This window comes from Aquimarina gracilis (genome assembly GCF_035285365.1).
GTDB lineage: Bacteria > Bacteroidota > Bacteroidia > Flavobacteriales > Flavobacteriaceae > Aquimarina > Aquimarina gracilis.
Map to the genome: position 1 here is coordinate 54,555 of NZ_JAYKLX010000013.1, position 23,184 is coordinate 77,738.

Sequence of the window (23,184 nt, forward strand, 5' to 3'; positions counted from 1 at the left end):
AACATGTTAAAAGAAACCTTAAAAGATCATAACATAATCTTGGCATCCGGTTCGCCAAGGCGTCAAAAATTCTTTAAAGATCTGGATTTGGATTTCGTAATACAGGTGAAAGAAGTGGAAGAAGTATATCCAGACCACCTCAAAGCTGAAGAAATTTCAGATTATCTGGCACAGCTCAAAGCCAATGCTTTTAAAGATTTAAAATCTGATGATATACTGATCACAAGCGATACCATTGTTTGGCACAAAGACAAGGCCCTTGGAAAACCTAAAGATCTTAATGAAGCCAAGCAAATGATAGCTTCTTTATCTAATGACACTCATGAAGTAATTACTTCGGTATGCTTCAAAACACAACAACAAACCAAAATTGTACATCACAAAACCAAGGTTACTTTTAAAGAACTTACAAAAAAAGAAATTGAGTATTACGTTAACACCCATAAACCTTTGGATAAAGCCGGAGCCTATGGCATACAAGAATGGATCGGTTTTATAGCAATATCTAATATAGAAGGTAGCTACTTTAACGTGATGGGGCTCCCAACGCATCTTGTTTACGAAACGTTAACAACTCTTGCCACATCCTAGGTTTATTGTAATTTGCATTAGAAAGTAAATTAATATAACCGCTATGAAAAAGTTATTTCTCCTTTTAGGAATATTAGGTGTTTTAATATTTATTGCTTGCAGTAATGTTAAAGCAGATGTATCCAATACAGCAATTGACACCCCGATAAAAGATATTGAGAAGCCTTCGAAAAATCTTTCTGAATCTTTTAAAAAGTACTGGTATGCCGGTGAGGCTGAAATTTCATCTTATCAATTAGAACAAGCTCGATACGGAGAGATAAGAAAGGGAATAGCTGTACTTATTTTTGTTACCGAAGACTTTTTACCCAAAGAGCAGGTAAAAGCAGACAGACAAAATCCAGATAACATTCCTGTACTTAAATTAAACGCGACCAAAAAATTTAATACAGGTATCTATCCATATTCAATTATGCAAAGTACCTTCTATCCGGTTTCAGATAATCAACACGCTATAAAGGTATCTAGCTCGATGCAAGAATGGTGTGGCCATGTATATGCACAATTAAATAATCGGGAACAGTTCGAGGTCACCTCGCACTCCTACTTTCAAAATGAAGCTGACCAGGAATTTTCATTAAACAAAGCCATTCTAGAAAATGAACTTTGGACAAGAATACGAATCAATCCGGATGACCTTCCAACAGGAAATGTAAAAATTATTCCTTCGCTAGAATTCAGTAGATTACGACACAAAGCAATCAAAGCGTATTCTGCAAAAGCATCTCTTAAAACTGAAGGCAACGCTACTATTTACAGTATTGAATATCCTGAACTTAATAGAAATATCAGTATCACCTTTAATAGCAATTTCCCTTTTGAAATTGAAAACTGGACAGAGACTTTTAGAAGTGGTTTTGGTCCCAATGCAAGAGAACTTACTACAAGGGCTACCAAAATCAAACAAATTAAGTCGGCATATTGGGGACAAAACAGAAATAAGGATGAGGTTCTTAGAGAAGAATTAGGATTATAAGAATAAACTAAAACTCCATAGTACAATGAAAAAACTTACAGAATCTGAGATTAACGAGCAACTAAAAAAAATTGACGGATGGGAGTATAATGAAAATGCGATTCATACTACTTTCGAATTCAATGATTTTAAAGATGCTTTCTCGGTCATGACTCGAATAGCTTTTGAAGCAGAGCTTCAATCACATCACCCAGACTGGACAAACGTATATAACAAATTGCAAATTAGCCTATCCACACATGATGCAGGAGGAGTTACAGACAATGATTTTAAACTTGCCAAAACCATAGAAGAGATTATAGAAGGAGAATAAACATTTGTCAAAAACTTGGTTTCTACTTATGTTTGTATTTAGATTTTAAAATTAGCATATGGGAAGAGCTTTCGAATTTAGAAAAGCACGTAAAATGAAACGTTGGTCTGCTATGGCCAAGGCGTTCACCAGAATAGGTAAGGATATTGTAATGGCAGTAAAAGAAGGTGGACCAGATCCAGATTCTAACTCTCGCCTTAGAGCGGTTATACAGAATGCTAAGTCTGTTAATATGCCAAAAGACAATATAGAGAGAGCTATAAAACGGGCTTCCGATAAAACTCAAGGTGATTATAAAGAAGTACTTTTTGAAGGATATGCTCCTCACGGAATTGCGATTTTGGTTGAAACTGCAACCGATAATAACAACAGAACTGTTGCCAATATTAGGTCATATTTCAATAAATGTGATGGAAACTTAGGTACATCTGGTTCTGTTGAGTTTATGTTTGATCATACCTGTAATTTCAGAATAAATGGAGAAGGTATTGATCCTGAAGAATTAGAGCTCGAATTTATAGATTTTGGTGCCGAAGAGGTATTTCAAGATGATGATGGTATTCTAATTTATGCTCCATTTGGTAGCTTTGGAACTATCCAAAAGGAGCTAGAAAGTCGAAATATAGAAATCTTATCCTCTGGCTTTGAAAGAATCCCACAGGTCACCAAAAAACTTACTCCAGAACAGGCAGCTGATGTAGAAAAATTATTAGAAAAAATTGAAGAAGATGATGATGTACAAAATGTATATCACACAATGGAAGAATCTTCTTCAAATGGAGAATAATCATATAATCAATAACCCCCTAAATCATTTTAATGAAAAAACTACTACTTATTGCATGCATATGCAGTGGAATTCTTACAAATGCCCAAGAAGATACTATCAAATTCGGGGTTAAAATAGGAATCAATATTGCAAGTTTTTCTGGAGATGTTGCTGTAACGCAAGATCAATTCAACAGAGTAGGATTACAAATCGGAATATTGTCTGAAATTCCAATTACTGAGAAGTTTGCTTTCCAACCAGAATTACTTTTCTCGTCACAGGGGGCAAAATATGACCCTATTGACAATGGAATTCTTATAGAACAAACGATCAAGCTTGATTATCTAAACCTCCCTCTAATGACAAAATATTATGTTATTAAAGGGTTTAGCATACAAGCAGGACCGCAAATCGGGTTCTTATTATCTGCAAACAATAGTGTAGAAAGTCTTGGGATAGATACAGAAACAGACATCAAAGACGAGATTAGCAACATTGATTTTGGTATAAATTTGGGATTGGGGTATCAGTTACCAATAGGGATTTTTATCGATGGGCGTTATAATATTGGGCTTTCAGACACTAACGATGCCGATGATGATAATTTTCCAAAAGCAACCAATAGAGTATTACAATTCTCACTAGGTTATAAATTTTAGTATAATAGTACAATGCATCATATACTCATTTTTTGAGTACTCTATAAAAGCCATCTTTTTTAAGATGGCTTTTTTTGTTATGTTTTTTATATTTATTCGACTATATATTAAAGCCATAGTATGAAAAAACTTATTGTTATTGTGTTATTTCTTTCTGGAAGCATATCCTATGCTCAAAATATGAACAATATTAGTTTACAAGAAATCATTGAGAAAAAAGCAGATACTGTTGGTGGTGTGGTTGGTAATTGGAAATTTATTTATAAAGAAACACCTATGCTTTGCGTTACCGATGAAGCAAATAATAGAATGAGGATTATTGCTCCAATTACAGAATCAGATAATCTGGATAAAGAATTATTATTGGATTCATTAACTGCAAACTTTCATTCTGCCTTGGATGTTAAATATGCAATTGCTAACGGAATTTTATGGTCGGTATACATTCATCCTTTAAAAGAACTCACGAATGAACAGGTAGAAAGTGCTATATCACAAGTATATTATGCCGCTCAAACATTTGGCACTACCTTTACCAGTACTGAATTAATTTTTGGTGGAAGAAACACTCAAGAAAAACAACCTAAGGAAATAAAAAAAGAGCATTTACGTAAGTTTTAGCCTACGTCAAAGCTATATTCGGGAACTTTACCTTTTACTCCTTTAAAGAAACTATACATAAATTTCAAATCCTTTTCCATATCATCTGTAGGAAAAAATGGTTCTGAAATTGCATTTTGTTTTTTCCCAAAATCAAACGTTACCATTATGACAGGCACTTGTGCAGCTTTTGCTATATGGTAAAAGCCAGTTTTCCATTCTTTTACCTTTTTCCTGGTTCCTTCGGGAGCAAGCGCTAATCTTAATTCTTTCCTTTTTTTAAATATCTCGGCTATGGCTTCTACTTTATTCTGACCAGGTGTTCTATCCAGAGGAATTCCCCCTACCTTTTTGAAATACCATCCCAATGGCCATTTAAAAAGTTCCTTTTTTCCTAAAAAACTAATTTTCAGACTTACCAATTGTCTAATTAGCAAACCTATATAAAAGTCATGCCAACTGGTATGAGGAACAACAATAATCACACATTTTTTGATCTCTTCACCTTTAAAATCTCCAACGAGTTTCCAGCCCAGAATTTTATGATATATAAAGGAAGAGATACGTTTCATATGAAATTAAGCAGATAGTGAATTATAAAGAGCGGTAAATTTCCTTTAAAACATCAGCATTTACCTTTGTTTTCCAATCGGCACCAAGGGCATTTTCCCATAAAGGTTCTAAGCCTAGAGCCACGTTGGTCATAATATTCAATTGCTCTTCGGTAACATCGGCACAAATTCCTTCAGGTAAGTTTATACCATGATATTCTTTCATTTTCTTAAATACTGCAACTCCTTCAGGATAATATTTTCCTAATTTATCGAATACGATACAATTCCCTATTCCATGTTTTGTTCCCAAGACATATGCAAGACCATAACTCATTGCATGAGCCACACCCACTTGAGAATAGGCAATACTCATACCACCGTGCCACGACGCCATCATTAGTTTGGCATCGGCTTCAGATTTACTTAGATCGTTTTCTAAAAAGATTTCCTTGCACAAATCCAACGCTTTTTCTCCATAACTCTGACTAAATGCATTTAAATACGTTCCGTCTAATGACTCTACACAATGTATATAACAATCCATCCCAGTATAGAACCATTGATCCTTTGGTACATCTTTAATAAGTTCTGGATCAAGGATGACCTGATCAAATGGTGTGAAATCTGAATTGATTCCTAATTTGCGCTCAGGTCCGGTAAGAACAGTCGTTCTAGACACCTCGGCACCTGTACCAGAAATAGTAGGGATACCGACATGAAATACAGCCTTGTTTTTTACCAAATCCCAACCTTGATAATCGGCAGCACTACCAGTATTGGTAAGCATTATTGCTACCGCTTTACTTAGATCCAGCATTGATCCACCGCCAATTCCTATAATACCGCTAGGAATATATTGATAATCCTTTTTTAGTTTAGAAACTATTTCGTCAACCTGGGAGGTTTTAGGTTCCTCGGCTGTTGATACATAAACTATTTCATCTGCAGTAGAAAGCGGAATCCTATCTTCTATAAAGGAAGTATCATTTTCAAAAACACTATCTATTAGATAAATAAATGGTGCAACACCCTTGCGTTCGCATGCAATAATTTCTCCAATCTGATTAAATGACCCCTTGCCGAATACTACCTTTGGGACCATTGGGAAATTTCTATGATTAGAAGTGTAAACTTCGGAAGTAGTAGCTACGTATTTTGTACTCAAAATATCTTCTGTATTAATTAATTTCTTTGCTCTCTCTAGATCTTCCGGGGTATCAATTTCAACACCTTCGTGTTGTGTTTCTATCATTTTAATGTTTTTACCATACTCTAGGTATCTGATGCATTCTATTTTTTCTGAAGCTTCTAAAGAACGCATGGGGAGTTTGTAAAAATCTAATATTGCTTGTTTTCTAAAAGCATAGACGCCTTTGTGTTTATGATAAGTGTAATCTAATTCTTTATCTCTTGGGTAAGGAATGGGTGCCCTAGAAAAATATAAGGCATAATCGTTTTCATCTACAATTACTTTAACGCTATTTGGGTTCATAATATCATCCCAATCGCTTATAGGAGTCATTAAACTAGCCAAATCTATGCGATCTGAATCATCTTCATAAAATACACTAAGTACTTTTTCTAAACTTTCTCGATCTGTAAAGGGCTCATCTCCTTGAACATTAACAACGATGTCAACATCCATATCTTCTACAGCTTCGGCAATGCGGTCACTACCACAGCTATGTTCTTTCTTACTCATAATAGCTTTACCACCATGAGCAGTTATTTCTTTGTAAATGATATCGCTATCGGTTACTACATATACAGACTCAAAAAGTCCTGTGCCAAGAGTCGCCTCATAGGTTCTTCGAATAACCGTTTTTCCACCAAGATCTTGCATTAATTTACCAGGAAAACGCGTTGCAGCGTATCTCGCAGGTATCATTGCGATAATTTTTAGAGTATTTTTGTTCAAAGTTTGTTGCTTTTCTGGATTTGCAAAATTAACTTTTTTATATCAATTTTCGGAACATCAGACGTTTTAAGTTTTAGATAATTGTCTTAAAAATATCTTAAACACATGTAAACTAAGCATTTAAATATACTAGTTTTCCTCAAAAAACTCATTCTTAAACCCAATTAAATATAGTTTTTTCTTTGCTCTGGTAATAGCAGTGTAGAGCCAGCGTAGATAATCTCTATTAATTCCTTCGGGAAGAAAAGGCTGTTCTATAAATACATTATCCCATTGTCCTCCCTGTGATTTATGGCAAGTAATTGCATACGAAAACTTAACTTGTAGGCTATTAAAATACTTGTTATTCTTAACCTTCAGAAATTTCTTGTACTTTGATTTTTCATCTTCAAAATCCTTCATAACTTCTTGGTACAGCTTATTAGATTCTTCATAGGACAAAGAAGGCGTTTCAGAAGTTAATGTATCTAATAACAAAACTGTCTCAAATGGTTTTTGATTGGGATAATCTACCATACTAATTTTTACCTCAGCAAATCGAAAATCATACAATTCTTTAATAGAGTATATTTCAAGAACTTTTATTATATCTCCATTTGCTATAAATCCTGCTTCGCTTTTATTATCTAACCAAAAATAATTGTTTTTGACGACCATTAAATAATCCCCTGCCGAAAGCTCTTCTTCTTGAAAAAGTATTCTGGATCTAATTTGCTGATTATAACTATTGGCTCTTTTATTAGATCTAAGAATAATTACAGATTCTTCATGGCCAGAGTTTGAATATGCGTCATTTAAGGCTTCAATGATCTCGTGTCCATCCAAAAATCTGACAATATCATTATATCCCGAAATCTGAAACTGAAAAGCATCAAAGAAATTATCATTTAACAATTCTCTTATTCTGGTTGCATTCATTAAAATCCCACTATTTTCTGCTTGCCGCACCACTTCATCGAGCTCAAGCTGTGTTACATCTTTATTGAAGCCCATGGATAGGTTATCGGGATTTAAAGCGGGGCTAACGTCTAGTTTAACAGGGGGTAACTGTGCCGTATCACCTATAAAAAGGATTTTACAATTATGACCAGAATAGACATACATCATCAAATCATCAAGCAATGATCCATTTTCAAACAACTTGCTGTCGCTTGGTGTATCGGGAATCATCGAAGCCTCGTCTACAATAAAAATAGTGTTTCTAGCTTTATTCTGCTTTAATTGAAAAGCCATTCCACCGGCCTTATTTTTTTTGGGGTAATAAATATTTCTATGAATGGTTTGAGCTTGTCTTCCAGAATAGTTACTTATTACTTTTGCTGCTCTTCCGGTAGGTGCCAAAAGTACAGCGCTTAATTTTGCTCTCCATAAATTTTTTACCAATGTTCCTACCAAAGTAGTTTTCCCAGTGCCCGCATAGCCTTTAAGTAAAAAAAGAGCGTCTTTGGATCCTTTTAGTATAAAATGAGACAATTTTTGTAGAACGATATCCTGTTTTAACGTAGGTTCAAAAGGGAAATCATTTCTTAACAATTCATAAAATTCTTTTTCCCTCATTAAACAGTAAGATGTTGCATTAATACTAAAGTTAATAAATCAAAGATAGAATGATTTTTTTGCAATAAACTTTTACGATTAAAAAAAAATTGTAGATTTGCGTATACACTAATGTTTAAAGCTAAATCATAAAATGAAAATTGTTATTCAATTAGTTCTCTGGGTAGTGATAGGTTTTTTAGGATACCTTGTATACGAATCCGTAATGGGGCCTGTAAGATTCAACGAAATAAAAGAGGCTCGATATGCAAAAGCAGTTGAAAATCTTAGAGATATACGTACAGCACAAATAGCCCATAGAGCTGTTACCGGTAGATTTGAAAAAGATCCTGAAAAATTAATAGCATTTATAGATACGGCAAAGTTTACTCTTACTCAAAGAAGAGATTCTAGTTTTATCCGTTATAATAAAATATTAAGGATTGACGAACCAAAAGATACGGTAGTTGTAGATACCCTTGGATATGCTTCTGTTAGAGATTCTTTATTTAAGACAGGAAGACACAAGACTATGATGAAAATACCTTTAAAAGATGTCGATGCTAATTTTGAAATGAACGCTGGTTATATCAATAAAAATGATCTTAGAATTGCTGTTTTTGAAGCAAAAGTAGCCAAAGAAGTTCTTCTACATGATCTAGATAAAGATTTATTAGCACAAGAGAAAGAAGTTGTTTCTGTTGATGGAGTTAACGGGCCTTTCCTTTCTGTTGGTTCTATGACAGAAGTAATGACTTCTGGTAACTGGCCAAGAACTTATGGTGCAAACGACCAGTAATACAAATACAATATCAAAAAAACTGTCCATTCAGGTTAGCTTGAATGGACTTTCTTTTTGTACTCTAGATGCTAATCAAAAAATAAAAGCTCTAGAACAAGATAATTTTGGGATACAGCTATCTCCAGAACAGGTACTTGATAAAATAAAATATACTTTTGATAATAATCCGGCACTTCAGGAAGATTTTGAAGTTGTCGAAGTTATTCACCAAAATGACCTTTATTCATTGGTTCCCAAAGCATTATTTGACAAAAACTCTTTAAAGGAGTATTTGATGCATAATATTCGAATTTTAGAAAATGATTTTTTGGCCTATGACGAGATGGAGCAACATGAAATTGTAACTGTATATGTACCCTATACTAATATCAACAATTTCTTTTTTGATACCTTTGGCTCGTTTACGTATAAACACGCATGCACCGTTTTGACCAGTACATTACTTACACAAGAGAAACATAGCTACCAGACTACAGTGTTTGCTAACATGAATGAAAAATCCTTTGACTTAATAGTGATACGAAAGGGAAAACTATTACTAGCAAATACTTTTAATCATGAAACCAAAGAAGATTTTCTGTATTACTTATTATTCGCTACAGAGCAGTTACAGTTAAATCCAGAAGAATTTAAGTTAGTTTTTTTGGGAGACATCCTTGCCACTAGTGAATACGTTAACATTACTCACAAATACATTAGAAATATGAGTTTCGGCAATCACAGTAAATCCGAACAACTAACCTCAACTATCAAACCAATCGAACCACACCAACATTTTGTACTATTAAGCCATTTCTAAAATATGCGTATCATCTCTGGAAAATATAAAGGAAAAAGACTCATTGCACCAAAAAAATTACCGGTTCGCCCCACTACAGACATGGCCAAAGAAGGGCTGTTCAACATTTTAAACAATACATACAGTTTTAATCATGTATCGGTACTTGATCTTTTTTCGGGAACAGGAAACATAAGTTATGAATTCGCTTCTAGAGGAGCTAGTGATATAACTGCTGTAGATTCTCATTATGCTTGCCTGGGCTACATTAAAAGCGTATCAAAAGATCTTGACTTCTCCATCGAAACCGTAAAAAGTGATGTATACAGTTATTTGGAAAAAGTAAATCGAAAAGTTGACATTATATTTGCCGATCCTCCTTATGATTTTTCGCCAGAACAATTCTCTCGTATAGCCGAGTTAGTTTTCGAAAAAGAATTATTAAATAATGGTGGGGTGTTAATCATTGAGCATTCAAAATACACCTCAATCGAAGAAACTCCTAATTTCTCTTACTCCAGAAAATATGGAGGGTCTGTATTTAGTTTTTTCGAAAGATAGGTTGCTTCTTTTTAAGAACTCTTACTTTAATCACTCATCACAGACGTTCTTATCGAAAACTCATCTATAGTACTTAAGTTACTTAACGAATCTATTTGATGAGAAGCGTTACTAATGATATCCTCATAAAAAGCTAACACCTGGGCGTCAAATCCAGGAGTATCTTCGGCAGTAAGCTTAAAGATATCCATTTGATATATGAAATTATTTAAAATATGGTGACTTGAAGACAACATAGCCTTGTATACGTTCTTTTTTTCGTTCTCCACTCGAATTTTCCAGGCATTTCTTGTTGTATCAATAAACAGAAAAGCTACAAAGATCAAAAAAGGAATAATCAATTCATCAAATTCAAATTCTTCCAAACTTGCCAAAAAGTCCATGAATTTTTCGAATAAATCTAGATCCAAGAAAATGGTAGAAAAATAAATAAAAACAGATAATACCAATCCAAAAAGCGTAAGTCTATACTTGTTCATTGGTCAGGGGGAGATTAATGTTAGGGAGTTTAACTTGTGTGAGGTTTATTAGGTTTTACGATTAACAATTTACCATAAAATTGTATTTGCGTTTAAGAGTCCGATGGTTAAATATAAACAAAAAACTATATTCGTGATGTAATTTACAAGTATTTTAACATTAACATTTTGCTGCAAACCCATAAATAATCTAGGTTAAAGCACCCGTAAATCACACATATTCAATACTTTTTAACACTTCACGGATTTACGCCACTTCTTCTCCTGTAGAAGCTTCCCATATCATAAACCATTCTTCATCTGTGATGTTGACATCGAGCGCTTTCACTGCTGAATGAATTCTATTAATTTTCGTAGAGCCTATTATTGGAAAAATAACCGAAGGATGTTTAAGAATCCAAGAGGTAAGCACTTGGTCTCTTGTGCTAGTATACTTATCTGCTATTTGATCTGCTACAAAATTAATACGCTTAACTCTTTCTTCGGGTTTAGCAGCAAAGAAACTACCTCCTGCCAAAGTAGAATACCCCATGGGTTTGATTTTATGTTTGACACATTGGTCAAGGGTACCATCTATAAAAGGATTAAGATGTAATGGAGATATTTCAATCTGATTTGTTTGTAACGGGACATAACTGTTAAGCATCTCAAATTGTGAAGTAGTAAAATTTGAAACTCCAAAATGCAAAACCTTACCCTCTCCCTTAAGTTTAACAAAAGCTTCGGCGACCTCTTCAGGATTCATTAATGGACTTGGCCTATGAATTAAAAGTAAATCTATATAATCGGTTTGTAGATTAGCCAGCGATTGCTCGACAGACTTAAAAATATAATCTGATGTAGTTTTATAGGATTTTATCTGATTTTCTGGACGATTAGGAGTCACTAATTTAATACCACATTTGGTTACCAATTGAATATTCTCCCTAAGTGAAGAGTTACCCTTGATTGCATTTCCAAATAGTTCCTCAGTAGTATAATGACCATAAATATCGGCATGATCAAAAGTGGTAACATCAATCGAAATACAATCTTCAATTAATTTTTGAGCTTGTTGCACCGATAAATTAGCTCCCCATTCACCCCAATTCATGCAACCCGCTACAATACGTGAAAAAACTGGTCCTGCTTTTGAAATCTTAACTTTCATTTAAATTTTTCTTTACTTATCAAAGTAGTTATTACGTTTCAATCCAATCAATAATCAATCGCTTCATATATAACTCTTTGAATTTCTGATCGAATATCATTAGATATTAATTTTCGATTTGCCGAATTTGGAAATGTGCGATTACTTAGAAATACATAGACAATTTCTTCTTCAGGATCGGCCCAGGTAAAAGTTCCCGTAAATCCACTATGTCCAAAACTTGTCATTGATATACACCCACAAGTTGGTCCAATTTCTCCCAATTGTGGTTTATCAAAACCAACACCGCGACGCACATCTTTATGGCAATAATAACAGGTATTAAACTCTTCTAGCGTTTGGCTTTTAAAATACTGTTTTCCTCCATAATACCCTCCGTTAAGGTACATTTGCATAATTTTGACCACATCGTTTGCATTTGCAAATAATCCAGCATGACCGCCTATACCACCAAACATTGCAGCTCCCTGATCATGAACATACCCATGTATGATTTCCTTTCTAAACGCTTGATCGTTTTCTGTTGGGACAATCCTTTTTTTATTGAATTTTTTTATTGGAAGATATGAAGTATTATTTGCCCCTAAAGGTTTATAAAAATGTTGCTGAGTAAGCTCATTTAGCGTGTCATCATAATGATCTTCGATGTACTTTTTTAAAAGGTAATATGGCAAATCACTGTATTTATATCTAAGTCTTTTTCGCAGTTCACTATCTTTAATTCTTAACATCAACGAGTCTCTCATATCACTTCTTAGATAAAGGTTATTTGTGACTTGTATGTTAAATTCTTCTGAAAAATTATTTCGGTAATATTTTCTATCTGGTTTTTGAGTAACAGAATCTAAAGTCTTCAAATAAAAGGGAATCCATGCTCTTAATTTTGCATAATGAGATAACATAGATCGCAGCGTAATGTCTTTTTTATTTGAATCTTTAAATGAAGGAAGCATCTCTCCTACTCGAGTGTCCATAGAAACTATTCCCTTATCTTTAAGCTCAATGGTAAGTGGTAATGTTGCTAATATCTTCGTAAGTGACGCAAGGTCATAAATATCTGATCCTTTTACTTTTTTCAGCTTGTTATAGGTATGATAACCATAGTTTTTATTGAAAATTACTTTCCCTTTTCGCGCCACAATTAGCTGTAATCCAGGAGTCATTTTTTCTCTTAAAGTGCTATTCACTATAGAGTCTATTCTGTTAAGTCTATACGAATTCATTCCAACACTTTCTGGCAATCCATAAGTAAGTCGTTTTAATGCCCTGGTTTCTAACCCCATTCCTTGTGGAAATTCTTCTCCCAAACTTACCGGGAGCTTCCCTTTGGCCTCGATTGCACCAAAAAGTAATTGAGCGGTCTTTTCTTGAGCAATAATACTATTTTGATATGCCATTACAATACCTTCAAAGTTCTTGGTTGTTAACATATCAAGCACCGCATAGGGTCTGGCAAAAACACTAAGAACTGTTGTATTCAGCCTGGCAATTTCATACAACCACACCAATTCTTTATCAGTGAATTTATAACCTTTCCAGGGTGAAGCATTGGATTTATGAAAACCTACGATTACATAATTATAATCTTTTAACTTATCGATCATTTCACCTAGCTGACTCGCCTTTACCCAATCTACCTGAGTATACTTATTAAGCTGTTCATAAAACGCCTCGCCAGAATCATCTCCCAACGAAACGTAAGCAATCTTCTTAAGATCTAAGTTCTTTACAGGAAGTGTTGCTCTTTCATTTTTTATAACAGTAATTGAATTTTCTACCAGTTCGTGGTTTAGTACCTCATTTTTTACACTATTAAGTTCTTCATACAAATAAGACATTTCTATAGGCTTATACCTATTAAGCCCAACTTTGTATTTTGCTAATAGGATCTTTCGAACGGAATGTGCGAGGCGTTCTTCTGTAATAATTTTTGAATAATATGCAGAAATGATTTTTTGAGAAGCTAAAGGAACATCTTCAGAAATCAACAAAACATCATTGCCAGCCAAAAATGCGGCCAGATCGATTTCTCCAGGGCTCTTAAAATCTGATGCCCCTTTCATATTTAAAGCATCTGTAAAAACCAAACCTTTGAATTTGAGACTGTCTTGTAATAAATTGGTAACAACATTTTTAGAAATCGAAGAGGGGTATCCCTGCCTGGACTCAAGACTTGGGATATTAAGATGAGCCACCATTACGCTCGACAATCCTTTTTCGATAAGTTTACGATAAGGATAAAGCTCTATGCTATCAATTCTTTTGGCATCAAAACTAATTGTAGGTAGTGTTTTATGAGAATCACTATCGGTATCACCATGTCCCGGAAAATGTTTTGCGCTAGCCATTATCCCTTCTTTTTGCATCCCTTTCATAAAGGCAAGAGATTTTTGGGTTACCTCTTCTTTATTCTCACCAAAAGATCGATTACCAATTATCGGATTTTTGGCGTTTGTATTAATATCAACTACCGGAGCAAAGTTGATATGAACCCCTAATCGTTTACAGTGTCTTGCAATTTGCCTTCCCGTTTCCTCGATCAAGTCATTATTTTGAATGGCTCCCAAGGTCATATTCCAGGGGAAAGCCTGTGTAGAATCCAATCGCATGGCCAATCCCCATTCTGCATCCATTCCTATCATTAAAGGGGTTTTGGATAACTCCTGATATTCGTTAGTAAGTTTAGCCTGCCGGTTAGGGCCTCCTTTAGAAAAAATAACCCCACCAATATGATATTCTTCTATTAACTGTTTTATCTTATCGGTATCTTTTTTGGATTTTGAAGAAAACACGTCGACCATAAACAATTGACCTACTTTCTCTTTTAATGTCATCCTATTATAAACACTATCTACCCAGCGTTTTTGCTCTTCATAATCCTCTGTAAACAGAGGATTATCTTGTTGGGCAAGCATACCACAGGTAATAAAAAAAACAATGAAAGAAATGTACTTTTTAATTATTTGCCACACGAAAATTTTAGTTTAAAAAACGGTTGTGCCAACTATCTTTTGCTGGCACTTCCCAATTGGTTCGATATTCAGCAATGTTAGTCACCAGGTTATTAAATACGATAGTATTTGGGGATACTGATCTGTTTTTTGCCATTTTTTTGAAATCGGTAAGGGATTTATAGGCCACAAATTCTCCTTGTTTAAAGGATACATTCATTTTATCCATCAAATCAACATCATACGTTTTTTCTAATTCCTGAATAAAATGAACAGATGCATCTATAGAGCAGCCAGAAGCTGCATTAACTCCTTGATCCAATCCAATGGTAATAAATCTTTTATATTTGATATCATAACCCGCTTTAAGATCTGCACCATGTGCCGTCCATTGAGTTATAAATTGATCCAATTCCTGTTTAATCTCCTCTAATTCTTCCAAAGAAAATGACCTATTTGCTTGATAAATCCATACTCTGGATGTTTCCGGGAGGTCATTAAAATCTACCAACATTCGCTATTCTTTTTACTTGTTACTAAAGTAACAAAAACTATTTCTATTTACTTCTATAAAAAAGAGTTAATATGAACAACATATTAACCCTTATTAAATTGTATATAACTAAGAAAAAATTCTATAAATCTTGAGCATTGGCAATCAGTTCTGCAACATCCATTACTTCAATACTATCTTCTTTCTCCTTATTTTTCACACCATCGGTCATCATGGTATTACAAAATGGGCATCCTGCTGCTATAATATTAGGTTTTGTTTCAAGAGCATCTTCGGTTCTTTCGATATTTACATCTTTGTTACCGGGTTCTGGCTCTTTAAACATTTGCGCTCCACCTGCACCACAGCATAAACCGTTACGTTTACAACGCTTCATTTCGATTAACTCAACCTCTAATTTCTTTAGCAAATCTCTGGGTGCTTCATATACATTATTGGCACGTCCAAGATAACAAGGGTCATGAAAAGTGATACGTTTACCTTTAAACTTACCTCCTTCTACAGCTAGTCTTCCTTCATCTAATAGAGATTTAAGAAATTGAGTATGATGCATTACCTCATAATCTCCACCCAAAGATGGATATTCGTTTTTTAAAGTATTAAAACAATGAGGGCAAGCTGTCACTACTTTTTTAATTTCGTAAGCATTCATTACCTCAATATTGGTAACCGCTTGCATTTGAAATAAAAATTCGTTGCCCGCTCTTTTGGCAGGATCACCGGTACAACTTTCTTCTGTACCTAAAACCGCAAAGTCTACATTAGCATTATGAAGTAATTTTACAAAAGCTTTGGTTATTTTTTTTGCTCTGTCATCAAAACTACCGGCACAACCCACCCAAAATAAAACTTCAGGTTTTTTGCCCTCTGCCATATACTCTGCCATAGTTGGCACTTTTATAGTCTCACTCATAATACTACTTTATATTTCTAAATTTTATAAAATCAAGGAACCTTACCCCTAATTAATCGTGTTTTCCATCATCAAAAACTTCAATCGTAACAACTCTTTCTACCAATTCTGTAAATTTACCTGTATAGCGAGTTGCTTTTACCAAATGATTATCAATCCAGTGATAATTTCCACCTCTTGGTTTTCCCATTAAAAGGCTATGATATTTAAATCCATGTTTATTTAACCATGTCTCGGTAACCTCTCTATGATCTTCTGTTCTAGAGGTGAAGAAACAAATAATATGTCCTTCATCAAACCATTTATTTAATGTTGCCAATGCGTCGGGAAACGGCGCACAGGTAACCATACGTTCTGGCTCTTCATTAGGTACATCTTCAGTAATTGTTCCATCGATATCGATAAGGTAATTCTTAATTCCTTCAGGTAATACGGGACTTATATGTTCTCCGGCCTCTACCTTGTCATGCAATAATTTTTCTACTTCTTCCTTCTTCATAACGTTTACTTTCTCTTAATTTTAATATGGTTTTTATTTGGTTAATGTTTTGGTTTGACTTTTTATCTTATTCGTTACTCCAGTTCATACGGTCCATTTGGTTGAATGGCCAAGGAGCTCCATTGTTTTCGATATTGGACATCATATTATTGAGGTCTGAAGGTGCAGCACTTTGCTCCATCACCAAATATCTTCTCATATCCATGATTATTGACAGTGGACTAATGCTTACCGGACAAGCTTCGACACAAGCATTACAACTTGTACATGCCCATAATTCTTCGGGAGTGATGTAATCATTTAAAAGTTGTTTGCCATCATCTACAAAACTTCCGTTCTTGTCTATATTATCTCCTACTTCTTTAAGACGGTCTCTGGTATCCATCATAATTTTACGTGGTGACAATTTTTTACCCGTTTGGTTTGCAGGACATTCACTGGTACAACGGCCACATTCTGTACACGTATAAGCATTAAGTAATTGTGCCCAGTTAAGATCCATAACATCTGATGCTCCAAACTTTTCAGGCTCACCTTCAGATTCATCCTCGGCAGGCGCAGCAAAAGGATCGGCACTTGGGTCCATCATTAACTGTACTTCTTTGGTTACAGCTTCTAGATTATCGAATTCTCCCTTAGGTTTCAAATCTCCATAATATGTATTTGGAAATGCCAAAAGGATATGTAAGTGCTTTGAAAAATACAGATAGTTGAGAAATACTAATATCCCAAGTATATGTAACCACCAGGCTCCTCTTTCTATTAATATTAAACTTCCTTCGGTCATACCATTAAACAGAGGCGATATGAATTGACTTACCGGGTACGCACCAGCTTTAATATAATGATCGGCACCTAAGGCTTGTAATTGAAGATCGGCAGCATTCATGGTTAAAAACAACGTCATCAAAACAACTTCAAAATAGAGAATAATATTCCCATCATTCTTGGGCCATCCTTTTAACGTTTTGAAACGTCTGATATTAATCACATTTCGTCGAATCCAAAAAAGAATAACGCTTACCAACACTAGTAAAGCAAGGATTTCAAAAGATCCAATTAAAAAATCATAAAAGCTTCCTAGGGGTGCAAAAATTCTATGCGTTCCAAAAATACCATCAATAATAATCTCCAACACCTCAATATTAATGATAACAAAACCTAAATAAACTATAATATGCAGTATTCCAGCGATGGGTCGTCTTACCATTTTGGATTGTCCAAGGGCAATCATAGCCATGTTCTTAAATCGTTCACCTTTATTATCTGAACGATCCACATCTTTCCCAAGACGAATATTACGAATGACTTTTCGGATGTTTTTGGTGAAATATCCAATTCCAGCCACTAGGGCAATTACAAATAAGATATTAGGAATATATTGCATAGTTTTTAATTTATTGAGTCTGTTGGCTTTTTATATGGTTTATTCTTTTTTCCAAATACCGATACATTTATATATCTAGTAGGATTCAACCGCAGGTCCTGTAACAATAGCTCTAGTTCTTTTGTTGTTCTTTCTAGGTTTGTATATAGTTTTTCATCTTTAAGCAGTTTTCCTGCAGTTCCTTTGCCAGTATTTAGATCTTTTGAAATTTTTTCAAAATTTGATAAAACTGTTTCCAGCTCTTTACCAAGTTTGGCAACATTAAGTTTTGCCAAAGAATCGGAAACTTTATTAAGATTAGTAGACATATTATCAAGATTGGCTAATGTATTGTTCAGCTTGTCTTGATTACCCGTTAAAACATTATTCAAAGAATTCGAAGCAACCTTAAAGTTCTTAACCGTACTACTTAAATCTTTAAATATCGAATTCAGGTTATTTTTATTATCTACGTTCAAAATTCCGTTTACCGATGTTAACAGTGTATCTGCATCGGTAATTGCTGCTTCGAGTTTTTCTTGCAAGGGTGTAAGCCTATCATTAACCAGCTCTAACAGCCCCGCTTCAATCCTACCCGGTAATGTATCACCATTTTTTGCTTCCAGGCCTTGTTCATATTTTGGCATAATCGCCAAGGATTTTCCTCCTATTAATCCTCCTCCGTATACTTTGGCTTCGCTATTTCTTGAAAAGGAAAACTCGTTATCCACATTAAACTCTACAACCAAATTACCTTGGGTATCTGCAAATTTAATGGCTACCACTTGTCCAACAACCAATCCATTTATAGTTACCGGAGAAGAAGGAATCAATCCTTCAACATTTTTATAGACTGCATAAAACGTTCTATCGTTTTCCAGAAGATTTTTTCCTTTTAAAAAGCTATATCCAAAAATTAAGAGTGCTATAGCACATACTGCTAATATTCCGGTCTTGACTTCTCGAGTAAATTTCAAAATAGATTAAATTTTGGTGACAAATTTAGAATAAAAAATACATTTCCAAGGATTATTCTTTAAGGAATTCTCAGTATTTATTAAGATTAGTTGGAAGATGTGTTAGCTTTTAGTGCTTCTGTTAAAGGAATTACTTCATTATTGCGAAACGCTACCACAAAACTAGAATCAAAACCTTTGCCTACCGCAATCTCTTTTAATTCTTGAATAAGAGTATAGTTAGCTGTGCTACCAAAGTAATATTTGTACAATTCTCCCGATCTCACCTTTGATAATTGATCCAAACCATTAAAGTTAAACGGTTCCAGGGGAATATCTGCAGATCCCGCAGCAATTTGTACTTTGAATGTTATATCCTCATATACTTTATCCCCTTCCATTTTTGCAGAAGTATTAACAATCTCTGGAGTTTCAGGTTTCGGAACATAATAAATAGCATCCAAGCTTTCTTTATAATCTATGATCGAAGTAGTAATAGATTTTGCCATTTGCTCCTGCCCTTTTTTTGAATTAAGAAATTTCCCTTCATTATTATTGGTTAAAAAACCAAGTTCAATAAGTACACTAGGCATATACGTTTGGTGCAATACCACAAATCCGGCTTGTTTTACCCCTCTACTCTTTCTATCCAAATATTTTTTAAATCTATTTTGTACAAAACTGGCCAAAGTAAGGCTTTGATCAAGGTACTCTTCTTGCATGAGGGTTAACCCGATTATAGATTCTGGAGAGTTTGGATCAAAACCATCATAATTTGCTTCATAATTTTCCTCAAGTAGAATTACCGAGTTTTCATTTTTGGCTACATTAAAGTTTTCGTCATTTGCATGAAGCCCCAATACAAAAGTCTCTGTACCGTATGCTTGAGAACGATGAGAATTACAATGCACCGATACAAACAGATCGGCATTTGCCTTATTGGCAATTTTTCCTCGCTCATGCAATTCTATAAACTTATCTGTCTTTCTAGTATACACAACTTTAAACCTTGGGTCTTTTTCTAAAGCGGCCCCCACGGTTAAAACTACTTTTAGTGCAATTTCTTTTTCTTTATATCCATTTCCTCGGTTACCAGAATCATGTCCTCCATGCCCGGCATCTAATACCACAATGAATTTCTTTTCACTCTGCAAACTTTCAGGTACTTGAAATGCCATTGCTATAAAAATTAGCCCTCCAAGAAAAATACTATATGCTATATTCCGTTTCATTAATTAAAAATAATTTTACAATATACTTGAAACATTCCCTTTTTGTTTCAGTATTTAATAACAAACCAATACATTATGATTCATAAAAATAACAGTGCTACCCGGTCAAACACAACCTTTTGGGAGCAGAACTATGACATAATTTTTTATTTTTTTACCAATTACAATCTAGGCATCAAAAATATATGTAATTTTGGCACTTCAAAAACTAAGCCATAGTTATACAAAAATAGGATTTAAACCATTGCAAACAACGGTAAGATACATACTTTATTCACTAAGTTTTTCACTTTTTTGTATTTGTCAAATTTCTGCACAAGAAACAAATAAGACTACTGAGGTACCTATTCCTGCAGAAAAAGACTCTGTAATGGTTGATACTACAAAAAGGGTGGTTATTAATCCGGAAGAGCTAATTGGTGAAAAAGCCCAGGATACGGCAAAAACCGATTCTATTGCTCCAGAACCTCAACTTTTAACCGATAAAGTGGATTATAAAGCCACAGATTACATGCGATTAAGCCGAAGAGAAAATAAAATGTATCTCTATAATGAAGCCGAAATCATTTATGGTGATATGCAAATTAATGCCGGTCGCATTGTCGTAGATAATGAAAAAAGTGAAGTCTATGCCTATGGTATCAAAGACTCTGTAGGTGAATATATACAAACCCCTGTCTTTAAACAAGGGTCAAATGTGGTCGAACCCGACTCAATTCGATTTAACTTTGATACCGAAAAAGCGCTTATCTACAATTCGCGCACAGAGCAAAACGGATTTAAAATTAAAAATGAAGTCTCAAAACGGGAAAATGACTCGGTAATTTACATGAGAAATGTAAAGTTTACTACTTCTGAAAATATTGAAGATCCCGAATACTATTTTTATGCAAGACGCATCAAATTTGTTCCTAAAAAGAAAATTGTTACCGGATTGGTAAACATGTTTATTGCCGATGTTCCCACTCCGTTAGGATTACCTTTTGGTTATTTTCCGTTGTCTGAAGATCGTACATCAGGATTTATCATCCCAAATCCCGGAGAAGAAAATAATCGTGGATATTTTCTACAAAACGGTGGATATTACTTCGCTATTAGCGATTATGCAGATTTAACATTACTAGGGGATTATTATACCAACGGAAGTTACACATTTGCTGTAGAGTCTGCCTATGCTCGCAGGTATAGATTTAGAGGAAACCTTAGGTTTAGGTATGAAAACAACCTAACCAGTGAGCGAGGTTTTCCAGATTTTGCACAAAGAACTACTTACAATATCCAATGGACACATAGCCAGGATCCCAAAGCAAATCCTAATTCCCGTTTTTCAGCTTCAGTAAATTTTGGAAGTAGTGATTTCTTTCAACAGTCCACAAACCAATTAAATACCGGAAACTTCTTAAACAACCAGATTAGTTCCTCTATTTCCTATTCAAAGACCTTTCCGGGCGACCCGCAAGTGAATATTAATATGGCGGCTACACACAATTCTAACACCAATACCGGGATTGTGAATATGTCACTGCCAAATATGAATGCCAGCGTATCTAGAATATTTCCTTTTGCGCCCAAAGTAGGTGTAAAAAAAGGAATCTTTCAAAATATAAATACGCAGTATAACTTCAGAGGAGAAAATAGAATAGAAACCACAGATGATGATCTTTTCTCTGCAGAGATGTTTGAAGGTGCCACGTTAGGAATGCAGCATTCTATACCGATAAGTACAAATTTCAAAATTTTTAAATACTTAAGCGCCACTGCCGGAACCAATTACCAGGAAAATTGGGTTTTTGAAACAATCAAACAAGATTTTGATCCAGATGCCAATAACGGGGCTGGCGAAGTGGTACGTGATACTATTCAAGGTTTTGATACCTTTAGAACCTACAACTTCTCGGCAAGTTTGGGAACAACTATTTATGGTACTTTCAACTTTAAAAAAGGTAAAAAAATACAAGCGATTCGACATACGATGCGACCATCGATAAGCTATAGTATTAATCCTGCCTTTGATCAGTTTTATGATACCTATACAAGAACTGTTGAAGACGATCCTACAACTCCCGAGATTGAATCCGAAGAAATTGTAGAATATTCGCGATTTGAAGGTGGTTTTTTTGGTGCGCCTAGCAATGTATTTTCAAGTAGTATAGGTTTTTCTTTGAGTAACAATGTAGAGATGAAGGTTAAAGACAAAGACACCACCGCTACAGAACCCAAAAAGATTATCTTATTAAACAACCTTAATATAAGCACGGCCTATAATATTGCTGGTGATTCTTTAAAACTAAGTCCAATATCGGTTACAGGAAATATCCCTATTATTCAAAATAAACTAGACATTAACTTTAATGCCACTTTGGATCCATATGCGTTGGATAACAATAATCGCAAGATTGATGTCTGGAATATTGATAATGGCGGAAGCCTTTTTAGACTTACCAGGGCCAGTGCCAACTTTGGATATTCTTTTTCTAGTAAGGATTTTGAAAAAGGAAAAGTAATCGAAGACCCCTTAGAAAACCAGAATTTCAGGAACGAAGGACGACCAGATGACTTGTTTGGTGGGGTTACCGATTTTGGCGAAGACAGGTCCTTTGATAGGAACAGGGACAAAAAAATTGATCCTAATGCCAAGGATTATAGTTATAAGATACCATGGACCCTGCGACTTTCGTACAACGTAAATTACAGCAATAATGCCCGCGAAAATACAATATCGGCACATTCTCTGATGTTTTCCGGAGATGTTGAAATTGCCCCACGCTGGTCGGTTGGTGTATCGTCGGGATATGACTTTGCAAACCCAGGATTTACATTTACCAATTTAAGGTTTCAGCGAGATCTAGAAAGTTGGCGAATGAACTTTAACTGGATTCCATTTAGCGATCGAACGTCTTGGAACTTTTTTATTGGTATAAAATCTTCTGCTCTTAGTGACATCAAATGGGACAAACGAAGAGAACCTGATAGACAACTATAATCTTTCTTAGTCTTGAAGTTTATTTCTTGTACCTTGCACAAAAAGTATAAAAAAAACAGTACTACATCATAAAATATTCTTCAC

General features: G+C 34.6%; 22 protein-coding genes and 1 pseudogene. 10 read left to right on the top strand and 13 right to left on the bottom strand.

Going from position 1 to position 23,184, the window contains the following annotated elements:
• The first annotated feature begins 3 nt into the window (after nt 1-3).
• The 6 genes from U6A24_RS22670 to U6A24_RS22695 all read left to right on the top strand — a co-directional run bounded on the left by U6A24_RS22670 (nt 4) and on the right by U6A24_RS22695 (nt 3,929).
• Nucleotides 4-591, top strand: a complete 588-nt coding sequence (locus U6A24_RS22670) for a Maf-like protein (RefSeq protein WP_324182319.1) — start codon at nt 4-6, stop codon at nt 589-591.
• 43 nt (nt 592-634) lie between these two features.
• Entirely contained in the window at nt 635-1,567 is a 933-nt protein-coding gene (locus U6A24_RS22675; RefSeq protein WP_324182320.1) for a septum formation inhibitor Maf, read from the top strand.
• 25 nt (nt 1,568-1,592) lie between these two features.
• On the top strand, nt 1,593-1,880 hold the full coding sequence (locus tag U6A24_RS22680) for a 4a-hydroxytetrahydrobiopterin dehydratase (RefSeq protein ID WP_324182321.1): 288 nt from the start codon (nt 1,593-1,595) through the stop codon (nt 1,878-1,880).
• 58 nt (nt 1,881-1,938) lie between these two features.
• A complete protein-coding gene (locus U6A24_RS22685) occupies nt 1,939-2,667 on the top strand; it encodes a YebC/PmpR family DNA-binding transcriptional regulator (protein WP_324182322.1) in 729 nt (242 codons plus the stop codon).
• A 32-nt stretch (nt 2,668-2,699) separates the two neighbouring features.
• Nucleotides 2,700-3,308 carry a porin family protein gene (locus tag U6A24_RS22690; RefSeq protein WP_324182323.1) on the top strand — a complete coding sequence of 203 codons (609 nt, stop codon included), beginning with the start codon at nt 2,700-2,702 and terminating at the stop codon, nt 3,306-3,308.
• A 120-nt stretch (nt 3,309-3,428) separates the two neighbouring features.
• Nucleotides 3,429-3,929 carry a hypothetical protein gene (locus U6A24_RS22695; protein ID WP_324182324.1) on the top strand — a complete coding sequence of 167 codons (501 nt, stop codon included), beginning with the start codon at nt 3,429-3,431 and terminating at the stop codon, nt 3,927-3,929.
• Here U6A24_RS22695 and U6A24_RS22700 read toward each other — a convergent pair.
• The 4 genes and pseudogenes from U6A24_RS22700 to U6A24_RS22715 all read right to left on the bottom strand — a co-directional run bounded on the left by U6A24_RS22700 (nt 3,926) and on the right by U6A24_RS22715 (nt 7,937).
• Nucleotides 3,926-4,480, bottom strand: coding sequence for a 1-acyl-sn-glycerol-3-phosphate acyltransferase (locus tag U6A24_RS22700; protein ID WP_324182325.1), 555 nt, complete (start codon nt 4,478-4,480; stop codon nt 3,926-3,928). The genes U6A24_RS22695 and U6A24_RS22700 overlap by 4 nt on opposite strands.
• 22 nt (nt 4,481-4,502) lie before the next feature.
• The gene (locus U6A24_RS22705; protein WP_324182356.1) at nt 4,503-5,564 is read right to left on the bottom strand and encodes an iron-containing alcohol dehydrogenase family protein; all 1,062 of its coding nucleotides are present in this window, start codon (nt 5,562-5,564) and stop codon (nt 4,503-4,505) included.
• An 81-nt stretch (nt 5,565-5,645) separates the two neighbouring features.
• Nucleotides 5,646-6,350: pseudogene (gene kdsB / locus U6A24_RS22710) on the bottom strand (3-deoxy-manno-octulosonate cytidylyltransferase); the annotation flags it as partial.
• A gap of 159 nt (nt 6,351-6,509) precedes the next feature.
• Nucleotides 6,510-7,937 carry an ATP-dependent DNA helicase gene (locus U6A24_RS22715; RefSeq protein WP_324182326.1) on the bottom strand — a complete coding sequence of 476 codons (1,428 nt, stop codon included), beginning with the start codon at nt 7,935-7,937 and terminating at the stop codon, nt 6,510-6,512.
• A gap of 133 nt (nt 7,938-8,070) precedes the next feature.
• Between U6A24_RS22715 and U6A24_RS22720 the strand changes: the two genes are divergently transcribed.
• The 3 genes from U6A24_RS22720 to U6A24_RS22730 are packed head-to-tail and all read left to right on the top strand — an operon-like array spanning nt 8,071 to nt 10,057.
• Nucleotides 8,071-8,715, top strand: coding sequence for a hypothetical protein (locus U6A24_RS22720; RefSeq protein ID WP_324182327.1), 645 nt, complete (start codon nt 8,071-8,073; stop codon nt 8,713-8,715).
• Complete coding sequence (locus tag U6A24_RS22725; RefSeq protein WP_324182328.1) at nt 8,696-9,517, top strand: DUF3822 family protein; 822 nt, start codon at nt 8,696-8,698, stop codon at nt 9,515-9,517. The genes U6A24_RS22720 and U6A24_RS22725 overlap by 20 nt, the downstream gene beginning before the upstream one ends.
• 3 nt (nt 9,518-9,520) lie before the next feature.
• Nucleotides 9,521-10,057, top strand: coding sequence for an RsmD family RNA methyltransferase (locus U6A24_RS22730; protein ID WP_324182329.1), 537 nt, complete (start codon nt 9,521-9,523; stop codon nt 10,055-10,057).
• Between the two features lie 26 nt (nt 10,058-10,083).
• On the opposite strand, the gene U6A24_RS22735 is transcribed toward U6A24_RS22730, so the two are convergent.
• The 9 genes from U6A24_RS22735 to U6A24_RS22775 all read right to left on the bottom strand — a co-directional run bounded on the left by U6A24_RS22735 (nt 10,084) and on the right by U6A24_RS22775 (nt 20,117).
• A complete protein-coding gene (locus U6A24_RS22735) occupies nt 10,084-10,536 on the bottom strand; it encodes a hypothetical protein (RefSeq protein WP_324182330.1) in 453 nt (150 codons plus the stop codon).
• 247 nt (nt 10,537-10,783) lie between these two features.
• Nucleotides 10,784-11,686 (bottom strand): aldo/keto reductase, encoded by a 903-nt coding sequence (locus U6A24_RS22740; RefSeq protein WP_324182331.1) that lies wholly within the window; start codon nt 11,684-11,686, stop codon nt 10,784-10,786.
• A 47-nt stretch (nt 11,687-11,733) separates the two neighbouring features.
• Entirely contained in the window at nt 11,734-14,601 is a 2,868-nt protein-coding gene (locus U6A24_RS22745) for a glycoside hydrolase family 3 N-terminal domain-containing protein (protein ID WP_324182332.1), read from the bottom strand.
• Between the two features lie 64 nt (nt 14,602-14,665).
• Entirely contained in the window at nt 14,666-15,151 is a 486-nt protein-coding gene (locus tag U6A24_RS22750) for an ABC transporter ATPase (protein WP_324182333.1), read from the bottom strand.
• 121 nt (nt 15,152-15,272) lie between these two features.
• Nucleotides 15,273-16,064 (bottom strand): (Fe-S)-binding protein, encoded by a 792-nt coding sequence (locus U6A24_RS22755; RefSeq protein ID WP_324182334.1) that lies wholly within the window; start codon nt 16,062-16,064, stop codon nt 15,273-15,275.
• A gap of 52 nt (nt 16,065-16,116) precedes the next feature.
• Nucleotides 16,117-16,563 carry an LNS2 domain-containing protein gene (locus U6A24_RS22760; protein ID WP_324182335.1) on the bottom strand — a complete coding sequence of 149 codons (447 nt, stop codon included), beginning with the start codon at nt 16,561-16,563 and terminating at the stop codon, nt 16,117-16,119.
• 67 nt (nt 16,564-16,630) lie between these two features.
• Nucleotides 16,631-17,950, bottom strand: coding sequence for a (Fe-S)-binding protein (locus U6A24_RS22765; RefSeq protein WP_324182336.1), 1,320 nt, complete (start codon nt 17,948-17,950; stop codon nt 16,631-16,633).
• A 5-nt stretch (nt 17,951-17,955) separates the two neighbouring features.
• Nucleotides 17,956-18,906, bottom strand: a complete 951-nt coding sequence (locus U6A24_RS22770; RefSeq protein ID WP_324182337.1) for an MlaD family protein — start codon at nt 18,904-18,906, stop codon at nt 17,956-17,958.
• An 86-nt stretch (nt 18,907-18,992) separates the two neighbouring features.
• Nucleotides 18,993-20,117 carry an N-acetylmuramoyl-L-alanine amidase family protein gene (locus tag U6A24_RS22775; protein WP_324182338.1) on the bottom strand — a complete coding sequence of 375 codons (1,125 nt, stop codon included), beginning with the start codon at nt 20,115-20,117 and terminating at the stop codon, nt 18,993-18,995.
• Between the two features lie 193 nt (nt 20,118-20,310).
• On the opposite strand from U6A24_RS22775, the gene U6A24_RS22780 reads away from it, so the two are divergent.
• The gene (locus U6A24_RS22780) at nt 20,311-23,100 is read left to right on the top strand and encodes a putative LPS assembly protein LptD (protein ID WP_324182339.1); all 2,790 of its coding nucleotides are present in this window, start codon (nt 20,311-20,313) and stop codon (nt 23,098-23,100) included.
• Nucleotides 23,101-23,184 lie beyond the last annotated feature (84 nt).